Genomic DNA, 14,862 nt, shown 5'->3' with positions numbered 1-14,862 from the left:
CTTCAAGACACCGTAATTTCGCCCCGATTGCAGCGTTCGATATAGTCGTTCACTTGTTCCACCGTTGGCATCGCATCCGAGCAGCTGTGGCTGGAGATAACGATACATGCTGCCGCACTGCCAAACGCCATGCTGCGTTCAATCGTCCAGCCCTGCATCAACCCATACAGGAATCCCGCCGCGTAGGAATCGCCTGCCCCAAATGTCTTCACCACACGCGCAGGGTAGCTGTCCGCTTGATGAGATAGTCCTTCACCTGTATAGGCAATGGAGCCTTCCTTGCCATGTTTGATGACGACAATTTTAGCTGAAAAGTCGAACCATTTTTGCGCGGTCACCTGATCGCTATGGTCTGGATTATGGTCAAACGTCTCCATCATGTCGAACTCTTCACGTGTGCCTAGGATAATATCGCATTTCTCGGCTGCGAGGTTGTAATAGACCGCTGTCTCTTCGGCTGATGTCCATGTGTAAGGACGATAGTCGAGATCAAACACAATGATTGTGCCATGCTTTTTCGCATACGCCAGCGCCTGGAATACCGCTTCACGAGATGGGCTCTGGGCGAGGGCTGTGCCTGAGATCAGCAGCACTTTGGAGTCGGCAATCAGCTGTTCCTTCACTTCTCTCGACTGCAATAACAGATCAGCCACATGGTCACGATACATTAGAATACTGCAATCGGTTGGACTTTTGATCTCGGTAAAAGCAAGTCCTGTCACCGCTCCGGTATCGTCCGTTACCACATTTGACGTATCGATCCCGTTCCGCTCCAGATAACTGTTGATGAACCTGCCCATCTGGTCATTCGCGATTTTGCCGATAAATGCCGTTTCCATACCGAGCCTGGACATGCCAATCGTGATATTAGCCGGAGATCCGCCCACATATTTCGTAAAGGTCATCGTCTCTTCCATCGGGCGATTGATCTCATTGGCATTCAAGTCGATGCACAGACGGCCAATCGCGGTGAAATCCATCTTCCTGGAATCAGGAAAGGATACGTAAGTCATTGTATTTGAACCCCTTTCTGTGATGGGATTTTGAATGATACATTCATCAAACTCACACTCATAATCTGGTTTACCTCATGGTATGGTTCTCTCCCGATTGCCATGACTTTATCAGCTGTGCTGGTATAAGGACTCCATATATTGCAACGATCGCCGCGCATACTCATACGGATTATGAATCGCAGGGTCCTGTTCCCCTTCAAGCATCGCCCAGCCATCATACCCCCGTGTGACTAACTCCTGCAGAATCGGTGCAAAATCAATACATCCATCTCCGGGAACCGTAAAAACCCCTTTACGAATACAGCCCACAAAATCAGACTGTTCCGCCCGTGCTTCTTCCAGCACTTGAGGACGGATATCCTTCAGATGAATATAGGCAATCCGGTCATAATGCTTGCGTAGGAGAGCTAACGGGTCGGCTCCGCCGTAGTAAGCATGACCTGTGTCATAGAGCAAATAAACAAGAGATGGGTCAGTCAGTTCCATCAATTTATCGATCTCATCCGGCTGCTCAACAACGGTGCCGCCATGATGATGGTACGTCAGCTTCAACCCGTGCTCACGGGCGATGGCACCTGCTTCGTTCAGCCCCTTAGCAAGGATGTGCCATTCCGATTCACTGAGTCTCAGCACTTCTTTTTCATGCGGTGTCCGCCTTGGATCGAAATGCAGGGAGCCACCTACTTCCGCCGTGCTAATCACCGTGCTGCCCATCGATTGCAGGAACTCCGCGTGTCTGCGATAGCTGTCCAGCTCAGACTGACGATACGCCGGGTCAGAGAACAATACCGATTTCCACTGGGAAACGAGGCGTATATTGCGCTTGCCCAGCTCCTCCCGCAATGTGTCTGGATCCGTGGGATATTTGCGTCCCATCTCCGTACCTGTCAGGCCAAGTCGCTGAATGTCATCCAGAATCTGTTTACATGTTGTTGCATCACCATGCTCCTTTACATCCTCTCCGACCCAGTTGATCGGATGAATCCCGAGCTGAAATGGCAGCTTGTTCATAGCTCCACGTCTCCTTTTATGGTTCAACATTTTTGCATCATTCGATTTAACGCGCGCATTGCCATCTATATCATGCTGATTGAAAGTCACTCTTTGGATTGATGATATGCTCAATTAAATGAGTCTAGCTTTGGCACGGTTTGCCTGCATCGCGTGATGAGCCGTTACCACCTTTTCCTCGTTGGATACTTCTGGAACGCCTACATTCCACCAGGACTCATATCCGCCTGCATTGGTTCCGGGCACGACTGGAATTTCGATTAGTGTAGTCACGGTCTCATTCCGTGCATCTCTGATCGCCTGCTCTAATTGTTCTGTCGTCTCTGCCCTATAGGCTTTGGCTCCAAGGCTGCGGGCATGGGCTGCAAAATCCATAGGCATGTAATCCCCGGTCAGTCGTCCGCTCTCCGCTTCCCGATAACGAAACTCATTGCCGAAACCGTCACTTCCGTGCTCCCGTTGCAAATTGTGAATACACTGAAATCCATTGTTATTGAATAGTAAAATGGTCATCTTCTTCTGTTCCTGCAAGCTCGTCACCAGTTCAGAATGCAGCATCAGGTAACTACCGTCACCCACCATGGCATACACTTCACGATCCGGCTCGGCAAGAGCTGCCCCGAATGCCCCGCTCACCTCATAGCCCATACAGGAGAAGCCATACTCCATGTGGTATGTTTTCGGTGCAGACGCGCGCCACAGACGGTGCAAGTCTCCAGGCAAACTTCCCGCCGCGCACACAATGACGGAAGAAGGGTCAATGCTCCGATTAATAATACCGACCGCGGTCGTCTGTGCCAGTCCTGCCTCATGTTGCAGTCCATAGAGTCGATTCACCTCATCGTTCCATTCATCCCGCAGATCGGCGATCTCGGATGTTCCGTATCCACTGTGGTACTGCCGTCCCTGTAAAGCCGTTTGCAGAGCTTGCAGACCTTCCCGTGCATCAGCCAAAATCGCTTCCCCACCCAATTTGGCGGCATCCATGCCGTTCAGGTTAATATTGATGAAAGCCACTTCGGGATGCTGAAAAGCAGACCGGGACGCCGTCGTAAAATCCGAGAACCGAGTGCCGACGCCGATTACCACATCTGCTTCCCTGGCAAGCCTGTTGGCAGCCAGCGAGCCGGTAACACCGATGGCTCCCACATTAAGTGGGTGGTCCCACGCCAGGGCACTTTTGCCAGCCTGCGTCTCGGCAACCGGAATGCCAAATGCCTCGGCGAATTCAGCCAGCTGTGTGGATGCCTCGGCATACAACACGCCGCCGCCTGCTACGATCAGCGGCTTCCTGCCACGGGCAATCTGCTGCGTTGCCCGTTCAATTGCCGCCTGGACCGGTGGACGACGGTCCAGGTAATGCACCTTGCGGGCGAAGAACGATTCAGGGTAATCGTACGCCTCTGCCTGCACATCCTGCGGCAGCGCCAGCGTTACCGCGCCCGTCTCCGCCGGGTCCATCAGCACGCGCATCGCCTGCGTGGCAGCAATCATCAGCTGTTCGGGACGTACGATGCGATCCCAGTATTTACTGACCGCTTTGAACGGATCAGTGGCTGAAATGGTATAATCGCCGCTTACCTCCAGTTGTTGCAGCACGGGATCGGGCTCACGTGTGGCAAAGTTATCACCCGGAAGCAGTAAAACAGGAATCCGATTGACCGTCGCGGTTGCCGCTGCGGTAATCATGTTCAGTGCACCTGGTCCGATGGATGTCGTGCAGGCATAAATCTGTCTACGGTTCTTCTGCTTGGCATAGGCCGCTGCCGTATGTACCATGCCTTGTTCATTTTTACCCTGCATATACGTTAGACTTCCAGGACTACGCTCCAGTGCCTCTCCAATACCAGTTACGTTGCCGTGACCAAAAATGCCGATAACGCCTTTCACAAACTTGGTTTCTACCCCATCAACGGAAATATATTGCTGATCCAGATATCGGAGCAGTGCCTGAGCCATCGTCAGTCTAATGGTTGTCATGGAATGATCATCTCCCTTCCCTTTAGGGGTTAAGCGCTTAATCTACGTTAAGTTTAAGCGCCTTACCCCTAAAGGTTAAGCGCTTAATTGATATAGTATTACAGGCTGAAGGATTAGGCAAGATATTTTTGTAAGCGTTTTACAAAACGGCAAATAAACATAGCTTTATCACTGTGGTATTGTGTATTATCCCACTGTTAATAAAGCTATGATCCGATAAGTTAATAGTATTGGAGTGAATGTTCAGAGAGCAATGGAAACGTTAAAAAATGCAAAAAAAAGAGATGGCAGAAACCATCTCTTTTTTTTACACTTCTATAAAGCGGGTGATGGGAATCGAACCCACGCTATTAGCTTGGAAGGCTAAAGTTCTACCATTGAACTACACCCGCATGTAAAAATCGGGATGACACGATTTGAACATGCGACCCCCTGGTCCCAAACCAGGTGCTCTACCAAGCTGAGCTACATCCCGTTATCTATACCGGCGAGAGGACTCGAACCTCCACGGTTTCCCACTCGATTTTGAGTCGAGCGCGTCTGCCATTCCGCCACGCCGGCATATGAAGTTATAATGGCGCGCCCTGAGAGATTCGAACTCCCGGCCTTTTGATTCGTAGTCAAACGCTCTATCCAGCTGAGCTAAGGGCGCAAAATATTGGAGCGGACGACGGGAATCGAACCCGCGACCCTCGCCTTGGCAAGGCGATGCTCTACCGCTGAGCCACGTCCGCTTATAAAGGATGCGCGTGGAGGGACTTGAACCCCCACGTCAAAGACGCTAGATCCTAAGTCTAGTGCGTCTGCCAATTCCGCCACACGCGCATATAATGGTGAGTCATGAAGGGCTCGAACCTTCGACACCCTGATTAAAAGTCAGGTGCTCTACCAACTGAGCTAATGACTCAAAAAACTGGTGGAGGATGATGGATTCGAACCACCGAACCCGTACGGGAGCAGATTTACAGTCTGATGCGTTTGGCCGCTTCGCTAATCCTCCAGGATTACATGGTGCCGGCGAGAGGACTTGAACCCCCAACCTACTGATTACAAGTCAGTTGCTCTACCAGTTGAGCTACACCGGCATATTAAGTTGTGATAAATGGTGGCTCGGGACGGAATCGAACCGCCGACACGAGGATTTTCAGTCCTCTGCTCTACCGACTGAGCTACCGAGCCACAATAAAGTTTAATCTTGATACGTTGCACTTTATCTAAGGCGTTCGGTGCCATATAGCAGATTAAGTGAACAACTTCCTCATGTAAAGATTAAAATGGCGGAACCGACGGGATACTCTCACTTCGTTCGAGACTGCGAAGCTGATGCTCTCGAAGTGAATACTCCGACGAACCCAAAAACGGATTCTCATCCCTGAAGCAAAATCAAGATGGCGGAACCGACGGGATTCGAACCCGCGATCTCCTGCGTGACAGGCAGGCATGTTAGGCCAACTACACCACGGTTCCATATCACTTTCTTCAGAGAAAGTATAATTGCGGGGGCAGGATTTGAACCTGCGGCCTTCGGGTTATGAGCCCGACGAGCTACCGGGCTGCTCCACCCCGCGTCGTTATTCAGAAAATGATATGGTGGAGGCTGAGGGGTTCGAACCCCCGACCCTCTGCTTGTAAGGCAGATGCTCTCCCAGCTGAGCTAAGCCTCCATATATATGACCCGTAGGGGATACTCTCACTTCGTTCGAGACTGCGAAGCCATTGCTAACGAAGTTTATCCTCCGACGAACCTTTGGGATTCTCATCCCTTTTTTAAGCTAATAAATATAGCTATGACCCGTAGGGGATTCGAACCCCTGTTACCTCCGTGAAAGGGAGGTGTCTTAACCCCTTGACCAACGGGCCTTAATGGCTCCCCGAACAGGACTCGAACCTGTGACAACTCGATTAACAGTCGAGTGCTCTACCAACTGAGCTATCAGGGAATGGTGGAGCCAAGCGGGATCGAACCGCTGACCTCCTGCTTGCAAGGCAGGCGCTCTCCCAGCTGAGCTATGGCCCCATACACTTTAGTATATCTGGTATTACTATGGGCCCTGGTGGACTCGAACCACCGGCCTCACCCTTATCAGAGGTGCGCTCTAACCAACTGAGCTAAGGGCCCCTATGAAAAACCGAAAAAAAATACCCCAAAGGGGTTTCGCTTGGCGGCGTCCTACTCTCCCAGGACCCTGCGGTCCAAGTACCATCGGCGCTAGAGGGCTTAACGGTCGTGTTCGGGATGGGTACGTGTGGAACCCCTCCGCCATCGCCACCAAACGCATAGCTTAGCTTACATCTCAGAGTTTATTCTCTGAAAACTAGATCCGAAACGAAATGTGCGATTTACAACTTGCATATTGGATAAGCCCTCGACCGATTAGTACTGGTCAGCTCCATGCATTGCTGCACTTCCACCCCCAGCCTATCTACCTCGTCGTCTTCAAGGGGTCTTACATACTGGGAAATCTCATCTTGAGGGGGGCTTCACGCTTAGATGCTTTCAGCGCTTATCCCTTCCGTACATAGCTACCCAGCGGTGCTCCTGGCGGAACAACTGGTACACCAGCGGTACGTCCATCCCGGTCCTCTCGTACTAAGGACAGCTCCTCTCAAATTTCCTACGCCCACGACAGATAGGGACCGAACTGTCTCACGACGTTCTGAACCCAGCTCGCGTACCGCTTTAATGGGCGAACAGCCCAACCCTTGGGACCTACTTCAGCCCCAGGATGCGATGAGCCGACATCGAGGTGCCAAACCTCCCCGTCGATGTGGACTCTTGGGGGAGATAAGCCTGTTATCCCCAGGGTAGCTTTTATCCGTTGAGCGATGGCCCTTCCATGCGGTACCACCGGATCACTAAGCCCGACTTTCGTCCCTGCTCGACTTGTAGGTCTCGCAGTCAAGCTCCCTTATGCCTTTGCACTCTTCGAATGATTTCCAACCATTCTGAGGGAACCTTTGGGCGCCTCCGTTACTCTTTAGGAGGCGACCGCCCCAGTCAAACTGCCCACCTGACACTGTCCCCGCACCGGATTACGGTACCAGGTTAGAACCTAGATACGATCAGGGTGGTATCCCAACGGTGCCTCCACGCAAGCTGGCGCTCACGTTTCAAAGGCTCCCACCTATCCTGTACAGATCGTACCCAAATTCAATATCAAGCTGCAGTAAAGCTCCATGGGGTCTTTCCGTCTTGTCGCGGGTAACCTGCATCTTCACAGGTATTAAAATTTCACCGGATCTCTCGTTGAGACAGCGCCCAAGTCGTTACGCCATTCGTGCGGGTCAGAATTTACCTGACAAGGAATTTCGCTACCTTAGGACCGTTATAGTTACGGCCGCCGTTTACTGGGGCTTCGGTTCACAGCTTCGGATTGCTCCTAACCGCTCCCCTTAACCTTCCAGCACCGGGCAGGCGTCAGCCCGTATACTTCGCCTTACGGCTTCGCACAGACCTGTGTTTTTGCTAAACAGTCGCTTGGGCCTTTTCACTGCGGCCCCCTCGTGCTATTCACACTACCGGGGCACCCCTTCTCCCGAAGTTACGGGGTCATTTTGCCGAGTTCCTTAACGAGAGTTCTTCCGCGCGCCTTAGAATTCTCTTCTCGCCTACCTGTGTCGGTTTGCGGTACGGGCACCATCACCTGGCTAGAGGCTTTTCTTGGCAGTGTGAGATCATGACCTTCGCTACTATAATTTTCGCTCCCCATCACAGTCCAGCCTTACGATGTGCGGATTTGCCTACACATCAGCCTCACTGCTTAGACGGACATCCATCAGTCCGCGTCACTACCCTGCTGCGTCCCCCCATTGCTCATAACGGCTTACGGTGGTACAGGAATTTCGACCTGTTGTCCTTCGACTACGCCTTTCGGCCTCGCCTTAGGTCCCGACTTACCCTGAGCGGACGAGCCTTCCTCAGGAACCCTTAGGCTTTCGGCGGATCAGATTCTCACTGATCTTTTCGTTACTCATACCGGCATTCTCACTTGTATAATGTCCAGCGCTCCTTACGGTACACCTTCAACCCTTATACAACGCTCCCCTACCCCTGATGCAAAGCATCAAGCCATAGCTTCGGTGGTGTGTTTAGCCCCGTTACATTTTCGGCGCAGAGTCACTCGACCAGTGAGCTATTACGCACTCTTTCAATGGTGGCTGCTTCTAAGCCAACATCCTGGTTGTCTGTGCAACTCCACATCCTTTCCCACTTAACACACACTTGGGGACCTTAGCTGATGGTCTGGGCTGTTTCCCTTTTGACAATGGATCTTAGCACTCACTGTCTGACTCCCGGAAGTAAGTCTATGGCATTCGGAGTTTGACTGAGCTTGGTAACCCTTGCGGGCCCCGCACCCAATCAGTGCTCTACCTCCACGACTCTGTTTTCCGAGGCTAGCCCTAAAGCTATTTCGGGGAGAACCAGCTATCTCCGAGTTCGATTGGAATTTCTCCGCTACCCCCACCTCATCCCCGCATTTTTCAACATGCGTGGGTTCGGGCCTCCAGTGCGTGTTACCGCACCTTCACCCTGGACAGGGGTAGATCACCCGGTTTCGGGTCTACGTCCACGTACTCAATCGCCCTATTCAGACTCGCTTTCGCTGCGGCTCCGGCTCTTCACCTTAACCTTGCACGGGAACGTAACTCGCCGGTTCATTCTACAAAAGGCACGCCATCACCCCTAAAACGGGCTCTGACTTTTTGTAAGCACACGGTTTCAGGTTCTATTTCACTCCCCTTCCGGGGTGCTTTTCACCTTTCCCTCACGGTACTGCTTCACTATCGGTCGCTAGGAAGTATTTAGCCTTGGCAGATGGTCCTGCCGGATTCATACGGGGTTTCACGTGCCCCGCACTACTCGGGATACATCTCGGAGGGAACAGACTTTCAAGTACAGGGCTTTTACCTTCTTTGGCGGGCCTTTCCAGACCTCTTCGCTTAACCGGTTCCTTTGTAACTCCATGTGAGACGTCCCACAACCCCAAAGAGCAAGCTCTCTGGTTTGGGCTTCTCCGCGTTCGCTCGCCGCTACTGACGGAATCACTATTGTTTTCTCTTCCTCAAGGTACTTAGATGTTTCAGTTCCCTTGGTATGCCTCTACATAACCTATGTATTCAGTTATGAGTAACTGGAAATTACCCCAGCTGGGTTTCCCCATTCGGACACCCCCGGATCAAAGCTTGCTTACAGCTCCCCGAGGCAGTTTCGTTGTTCGCCACGTCCTTCATCGGCTCCTAGCGCCTAGGCATCCTCCGTGTGCTCTTAGTAGCTTAACCATATTTGCTCCGGTTTCGACTGCTCGCTTCCCTTGTTTTGCTTGCGCAAAGCCAAAAGTCGCTCTCATTCGATACCATCGCAATGCAGTTTTCACTATTTATTGAAACTTGTTTAACACAAGTTCAGCTTAAAAAGGAATGTTCTAAATCGCAAAATTTCGTTTCGATATCTAGTTTTCAAAGAACAAGCTCCATGCAAAAGCAAGCTGTTTGAGAGTTTGAGCTCTCAAAACTGAGCAACGAGTGAGTAAGTTTTGCAGCTAAGCTGCATATTTGAATGTTTCCACGCGGGAAACGATTCTCCATAGAAAGGAGGTGATCCAGCCGCACCTTCCGATACGGCTACCTTGTTACGACTTCACCCCAATCATCTATCCCACCTTCGGCGGCTGGCTCCTTGCGGTTACCCCACCGACTTCGGGTGTTATAAACTCTCGTGGTGTGACGGGCGGTGTGTACAAGACCCGGGAACGTATTCACCGCGGCATGCTGATCCGCGATTACTAGCAATTCCGACTTCATGCAGGCGAGTTGCAGCCTGCAATCCGAACTGAGACCGGCTTTTTAGGATTCGTTCCACCTCGCGGCTTCACAGCCCGTTGTACCGGCCATTGTAGTACGTGTGTAGCCCAGGTCATAAGGGGCATGATGATTTGACGTCATCCCCACCTTCCTCCGGTTTGTCACCGGCAGTCACCTTAGAGTGCCCATCCGAAATGCTGGCAACTAAGATCAAGGGTTGCGCTCGTTGCGGGACTTAACCCAACATCTCACGACACGAGCTGACGACAACCATGCACCACCTGTCTCCTCTGTCCCGAAGGAAAGGTACATCTCTGTACCGGTCAGAGGGATGTCAAGACCTGGTAAGGTTCTTCGCGTTGCTTCGAATTAAACCACATACTCCACTGCTTGTGCGGGTCCCCGTCAATTCCTTTGAGTTTCAGTCTTGCGACCGTACTCCCCAGGCGGAGTGCTTAATGTGTTAACTTCGGCACCAAGGGTATCGAAACCCCTAACACCTAGCACTCATCGTTTACGGCGTGGACTACCAGGGTATCTAATCCTGTTTGCTCCCCACGCTTTCGCGCCTCAGCGTCAGTTACAGCCCAGAGAGTCGCCTTCGCCACTGGTGTTCCTCCACATATCTACGCATTTCACCGCTACACGTGGAATTCCACTCTCCTCTTCTGCACTCAAGTCACCCAGTTTCCAGTGCGATCCGGGGTTGAGCCCCGGGATTAAACACCAGACTTAAATGACCGCCTGCGCGCGCTTTACGCCCAATAATTCCGGACAACGCTTGCCCCCTACGTATTACCGCGGCTGCTGGCACGTAGTTAGCCGGGGCTTTCTTCTCAGGTACCGTCACCTTGAGAGCAGTTACTCTCCCAAGCGTTCTTCCCTGGCAACAGAGCTTTACGATCCGAAAACCTTCATCACTCACGCGGCATTGCTCCGTCAGGCTTTCGCCCATTGCGGAAGATTCCCTACTGCTGCCTCCCGTAGGAGTCTGGGCCGTGTCTCAGTCCCAGTGTGGCCGATCACCCTCTCAGGTCGGCTACGCATCGTCGCCTTGGTGAGCCGTTACCCCACCAACTAGCTAATGCGCCGCAGGCCCATCCCCAAGTGACAGATTGCTCCGTCTTTCCAGTTCTCTTCAGGTGAAGAAAACAACTATTCGGTATTAGCTACCGTTTCCGGTAGTTGTCCCAAACTTGAGGGCAGGTTGCCTACGTGTTACTCACCCGTCCGCCGCTAACTATCAGAGAAGCAAGCTTCTCTGATAGTCCGCTCGACTTGCATGTATTAGGCATGCCGCCAGCGTTCGTCCTGAGCCAGGATCAAACTCTCCAATAAAGTATTGAAAAGAGCGATAAGCTCATTTTGAAACTGACGAGATTAAAAATCTCATTTATGCTCCAGTCAATTCAAGCCAAGGCTTGTCTCGAACTTTCGCGTTCATTCTGCAAGCAGAATGTTTACTCACTCGTTGTTCAGTTTTCAAAGATCAAACTTGTTTCATTGCCGTGTGTTGTTCACCTCAGCAACTTTTATATCTTATCACATCCGAACCAACTTTGCAAGCTCTTTTTTAAGTTTCTTTCGAAGCTTATCTCATTCGCTTGCCGCACCGTGTTTCTCGTGTTTTCTTGGCCGGAATTAGAATATACCATGTACAAAAATAAAATGCAACCCTTAATTAATTTTTTTATCTCCGTTTGATGAGGACAATAGACCCGTTATGTTCCCCTTCTTATCATAATCAATCACTGTCTTGCAATCAGACCCCATCTGCTACACTCAATAGATATGACAATGTTAAGTATCATTAACTTATAGAGAAAGGGTAATAGTTAATGTTCATAGTAAACTGAGATTCTATTCGTTTTGAAGAAACAATATTTAGTAGCTCAAGAGATACTTAGTCTTGTATCGCACATATCTATTAGCCTCTATAACAATATATGAAATCAGATTTTAAGAAACTACATCTAATAGATATTAACTCTCTCCATGAGAGAGAAGTAGTTACTCGTGTATCTGTTCTTTCATATAAAAGAATAGTTATTGAATAATAAAAGGAGTGGCGTATATTGCTAGCCAACCTATCACCACCACCTTCTCCCCCTCAGCCCCTGAACCTTCCCATCATAACTGTATCGTAATACCGACCGTCCGCGTGTCGTCGATCCTTTTTCACAGTCCCCTCTATCTCGAAGCCCATTCTTTTGTAAAGATCCATCGCTTTATCGTTCGTCCCCACCACGTTCAAGGTCATCTTCTCAATTCCATTCGTGTCTGCCCAATCTATTGATAGTTCGAGTAGTTTCTTGCCGATCCCGTATCCCCAGAACTCTTTCGCTACACAAACGCCAAATTCAACCTTATGAGAAAATCGCTTTAGATCAACACCTTCACACCTGGAATACCCGACGATTTGTTCCTTTACAATAGTAACGAGAAACAGGTTTCTCTCTTTCTCCGAGTCCAACCGGATTATTTGTTCAAACCCCGCTGGATCAATAAAGCCTTCACCTTGCTCACGATCCATATACTCGGTTTCTCCATCCATCTGTAAACGAAGTGAAGACAATGCCTCAGCATCCTTTTCCATTGCGGACCTAATTGAATAGGTCAATCCTTTTACATTAAACTCCTGTTGATTGATGATCATACGTTGTAATCCGTCCAATCTATTTTATTTTGCTTACCCTATTGATGGCTCTACCCCACCTCAGACGGACTCTTGCCCGTAAGCATCTTGAACACCTGACTGAAATACGTCGCGTTGCGGAACCCAGTCATTTCACTAACCTCGTAGACCATGTAATGCCCTGACTGTAATAGCTCCAACGCACGTTGAATCCGATACCCATTTACATAACTCACAAAGTTCTCTCCGGTCACCCTCTTGAACAGCTGACTCAAATATTTGGGGTGTACAAACAGTCCCTTGGCAATGGCTTCAAAACTAATCTCTTCAGCATAATGCATTTCAACGTACTGTTTTACCTGCTCCACTAATTTATTGCTTTTTTTCTCGCCCATTTCTTTACGTATCTGTTCCATCCAGTTTCGAATAATACCATCCATCCAGCATATCAGATCCTGCATCCCGTATTTCGATTGAATTTCCCGCAAAAAATGGCTCATAGCGAGCGGTGGTGCCAGCATGGGATAATGCCGGTTCCAACTATGAATTAACGTGTCGAACAGACTCACGGCCACAACCTGCACATCCTGAATACTGGTACCACCCCCTTCGTCCAGCAGGTTGCGAAGCCGCACCCATATCTCCTCTGCCAGATCAGTCCTCATATCTGCCCATGACTCACTCCATTGTCGCAGCAATAGCGAGTAATCCGTTGCGCTCGGGGTTAAAGCATCTGATGAATCATATCGATATACGCGGCTCCCGCCCTGAAACTCTGCTTTCTCCAGCGCCTCCCTGCTCTCCAGATAGGAATCCATAACTTCGCATAAGTGACCTTTGGACGTTCCAATACCTGCGCTTATTTCGATCTTGAGGTACGTAAAAATCTGATCAATCATCCGTTCAACAATTGACTCAAATTGTTCTAGCGGGTCCTTCTCGTCAAATAGAAGCAGCACAAACACCTGATCCGAGTAATCCACGATCTCCACCTGGCAGTCGTTTATTTGCGTAGTCTGCTCTTTGACGGTCTCCTGAATAATATCTGCTGCCCCGTACCTTAACAGCTGCCAGTCCCGTTCTTTCATCCTTGTCAGAAATGCAGGCCGATACAACTGCAGACTGATGGCACGCACTTGAGAGGGTATGCGAATACCCACATAATCCATACGCTCCGCAGGTAACTCCTCTTCCCGGTAGCGTGTGGTTAACAGCTCGTGGAGAAACAATTTGCGAAGATAAGGAACCACCCGCCCAATCTCCTGTTTGTACGTCCGCTCCAGCTGCTCACGCCGCTCCCGCACATCCTCTTCCAGTAGCACCTCACGCAGAACAGACTCAATCTCCTCCACTTCCGCAGGCTTTAGCAAAAAATGATTCACGCCCCAGCGCATGGCCGCCCGGGCATTCTCGAATTCGTCATATCCGCTAAGAATGATGATCGGCAGATGGGGATGGTCCCGCCGCAACGCCTGCGTGACCTCAAGTCCTGTCATTCCTGGCAAATAGACGTCCGTCATCACAAGATCGGGGCGCAGCCGATGGAACAGCTCCAGTGCGTCCAAACCATTGGAAGCCGTTCCTGCAATGCGGAGGCCAATGGATGGCCAATCAATATGGTCGGTCAATGCTTTTACAATATGCGGGTCATCGTCTACGAGCATAATGGTTTTCATTCATTTTCACCGCCCAGCCATAAGTTTAATTGTTCTTCCGTCTCAATACGCGGCAGTGTAATGGTCACTTCTATTCCGCCTAATTCACCTGCACATATATCAACGCCGTACCCAGTGCCACAATACAATTGAATGCGTTGATGTACATTTCGTATCCCAATGCCAGTCGTCTCCTCCAACTTCCATCCCTCAGGCAAGCCCTGTCCGTTATCTTTTATGCAAATAATAATTTCGGGTGCGTGTGCAGATTTTCTGGGCGGACGATCATCCATAGATTGGCTGCCTAATCCGGATGAATCAGTTGAGTCGGTGATAAGACTGGTTGATGATTCCTCCACACCAGGTGGATCGTTGCTCTCCGATTCCCGCATATCCACCTGTATGCGAAGTTGTCCTTCCTTCGGATGCCCATGCATGACCGCATTCTCGATAAAGGGCTGCAAAATGATTTTGGGAATGTAACAGCCTCGCACTCTCGGATCAATCTGTTCCTGATAATCAATAGAGAACGGCAGCCGCTCCGACTGAATGCTAACGTAACAACGAGCATGCTCCAACTCATCCCGTACCCGGATGAATAGTCTGCCACCGCTCAATCCGATACGCAGCAGTTTGCTGAGTTGTACAATCATGCGGCTGATGTCCTTGGCCTCATAATCGAGAGCACGCCAGTGGATCATGTCGAGTGTGTTGTAAAGAAAATGCGGTTTGATTTGCGCCTCCAGTAAACCGGTCTGTGCTT

Annotated in this window: 6 protein-coding genes, 17 tRNA genes and 3 rRNA genes; all 26 read right to left on the bottom strand. The window is 50.4% G+C overall.

The window, feature by feature from the left end:
• Nucleotides 1-2 precede the first annotated feature (2 nt).
• The 26 genes from iolC to AC3ITG_RS01290 all read right to left on the bottom strand — a co-directional run bounded on the left by iolC (nt 3) and on the right by AC3ITG_RS01290 (nt 14,845).
• On the bottom strand, nt 3-1,013 hold the full coding sequence (gene iolC, locus AC3ITG_RS01415; protein ID WP_489252577.1) for a 5-dehydro-2-deoxygluconokinase: 1,011 nt from the start codon (nt 1,011-1,013) through the stop codon (nt 3-5).
• A 111-nt stretch (nt 1,014-1,124) separates the two neighbouring features.
• Complete coding sequence (iolE, locus tag AC3ITG_RS01410; RefSeq protein WP_489252576.1) at nt 1,125-2,027, bottom strand: myo-inosose-2 dehydratase; 903 nt, start codon at nt 2,025-2,027, stop codon at nt 1,125-1,127.
• 114 nt (nt 2,028-2,141) lie between these two features.
• Complete coding sequence (gene iolD / locus AC3ITG_RS01405; RefSeq protein WP_489252575.1) at nt 2,142-4,007, bottom strand: 3D-(3,5/4)-trihydroxycyclohexane-1,2-dione acylhydrolase (decyclizing); 1,866 nt, start codon at nt 4,005-4,007, stop codon at nt 2,142-2,144.
• Nucleotides 4,008-4,328: 321 nt separating this feature from the next.
• Nucleotides 4,329-4,399: transfer RNA gene (locus AC3ITG_RS01400), tRNA-Gly, on the bottom strand.
• A gap of 9 nt (nt 4,400-4,408) precedes the next feature.
• Nucleotides 4,409-4,482 (bottom strand) — tRNA-Pro (locus AC3ITG_RS01395).
• A 7-nt stretch (nt 4,483-4,489) separates the two neighbouring features.
• Nucleotides 4,490-4,568 (bottom strand) — tRNA-Leu (locus AC3ITG_RS01390).
• Between the two features lie 14 nt (nt 4,569-4,582).
• Nucleotides 4,583-4,659: transfer RNA gene (locus AC3ITG_RS01385), tRNA-Arg, on the bottom strand.
• Nucleotides 4,660-4,666: 7 nt separating this feature from the next.
• Nucleotides 4,667-4,741: transfer RNA gene (locus AC3ITG_RS01380), tRNA-Gly, on the bottom strand.
• 10 nt (nt 4,742-4,751) lie between these two features.
• Nucleotides 4,752-4,832 (bottom strand) — tRNA-Leu (locus AC3ITG_RS01375).
• 6 nt (nt 4,833-4,838) lie between these two features.
• Nucleotides 4,839-4,914: transfer RNA gene (locus AC3ITG_RS01370), tRNA-Lys, on the bottom strand.
• Between the two features lie 7 nt (nt 4,915-4,921).
• Nucleotides 4,922-5,007, bottom strand: a tRNA-Tyr gene (locus AC3ITG_RS01365).
• Between the two features lie 9 nt (nt 5,008-5,016).
• Nucleotides 5,017-5,092, bottom strand: a tRNA-Thr gene (locus AC3ITG_RS01360).
• Between the two features lie 18 nt (nt 5,093-5,110).
• A tRNA-Phe gene (locus AC3ITG_RS01355) sits at nt 5,111-5,186 on the bottom strand.
• Between the two features lie 210 nt (nt 5,187-5,396).
• A tRNA-Asp gene (locus AC3ITG_RS01350) sits at nt 5,397-5,474 on the bottom strand.
• A gap of 27 nt (nt 5,475-5,501) precedes the next feature.
• Nucleotides 5,502-5,575, bottom strand: a tRNA-Met gene (locus tag AC3ITG_RS01345).
• 20 nt (nt 5,576-5,595) lie between these two features.
• Nucleotides 5,596-5,671: transfer RNA gene (locus AC3ITG_RS01340), tRNA-Val, on the bottom strand.
• Nucleotides 5,672-5,795: 124 nt separating this feature from the next.
• A tRNA-Glu gene (locus AC3ITG_RS01335) sits at nt 5,796-5,867 on the bottom strand.
• Between the two features lie 4 nt (nt 5,868-5,871).
• Nucleotides 5,872-5,947 (bottom strand) — tRNA-Asn (locus AC3ITG_RS01330).
• Between the two features lies 1 nt (nt 5,948).
• Nucleotides 5,949-6,024 (bottom strand) — tRNA-Ala (locus AC3ITG_RS01325).
• A gap of 28 nt (nt 6,025-6,052) precedes the next feature.
• Nucleotides 6,053-6,126, bottom strand: a tRNA-Ile gene (locus AC3ITG_RS01320).
• 38 nt (nt 6,127-6,164) lie between these two features.
• Nucleotides 6,165-6,281: ribosomal RNA gene (gene rrf, locus AC3ITG_RS01315) — 5S ribosomal RNA — on the bottom strand.
• Nucleotides 6,282-6,361: 80 nt separating this feature from the next.
• Nucleotides 6,362-9,287, bottom strand: a 23S ribosomal RNA gene (locus AC3ITG_RS01310).
• Between the two features lie 308 nt (nt 9,288-9,595).
• A 16S ribosomal RNA gene (locus AC3ITG_RS01305) occupies nt 9,596-11,147 on the bottom strand.
• Together the 16S, 23S and 5S rRNA genes with 17 tRNA genes alongside form the textbook arrangement of a ribosomal RNA operon.
• A 772-nt stretch (nt 11,148-11,919) precedes the next feature.
• Nucleotides 11,920-12,465, bottom strand: a complete 546-nt coding sequence (locus AC3ITG_RS01300; protein ID WP_413374517.1) for a GNAT family N-acetyltransferase — start codon at nt 12,463-12,465, stop codon at nt 11,920-11,922.
• Between the two features lie 50 nt (nt 12,466-12,515).
• Nucleotides 12,516-14,120, bottom strand: coding sequence for a response regulator (locus tag AC3ITG_RS01295; protein WP_489252574.1), 1,605 nt, complete (start codon nt 14,118-14,120; stop codon nt 12,516-12,518).
• Nucleotides 14,117-14,845 (bottom strand): sensor histidine kinase, encoded by a 729-nt coding sequence (locus AC3ITG_RS01290; RefSeq protein WP_489254391.1) that lies wholly within the window; start codon nt 14,843-14,845, stop codon nt 14,117-14,119. The genes AC3ITG_RS01295 and AC3ITG_RS01290 overlap by 4 nt, the downstream gene beginning before the upstream one ends.
• Nucleotides 14,846-14,862: the final 17 nt, after the last annotated feature.

The organism is Paenibacillus sp. GL_099_B (assembly GCF_057835695.1).
The sequence above is the reverse complement of the archived record's forward strand: the minus strand, read 5'-3'. Positions and strand labels throughout refer to the sequence as shown.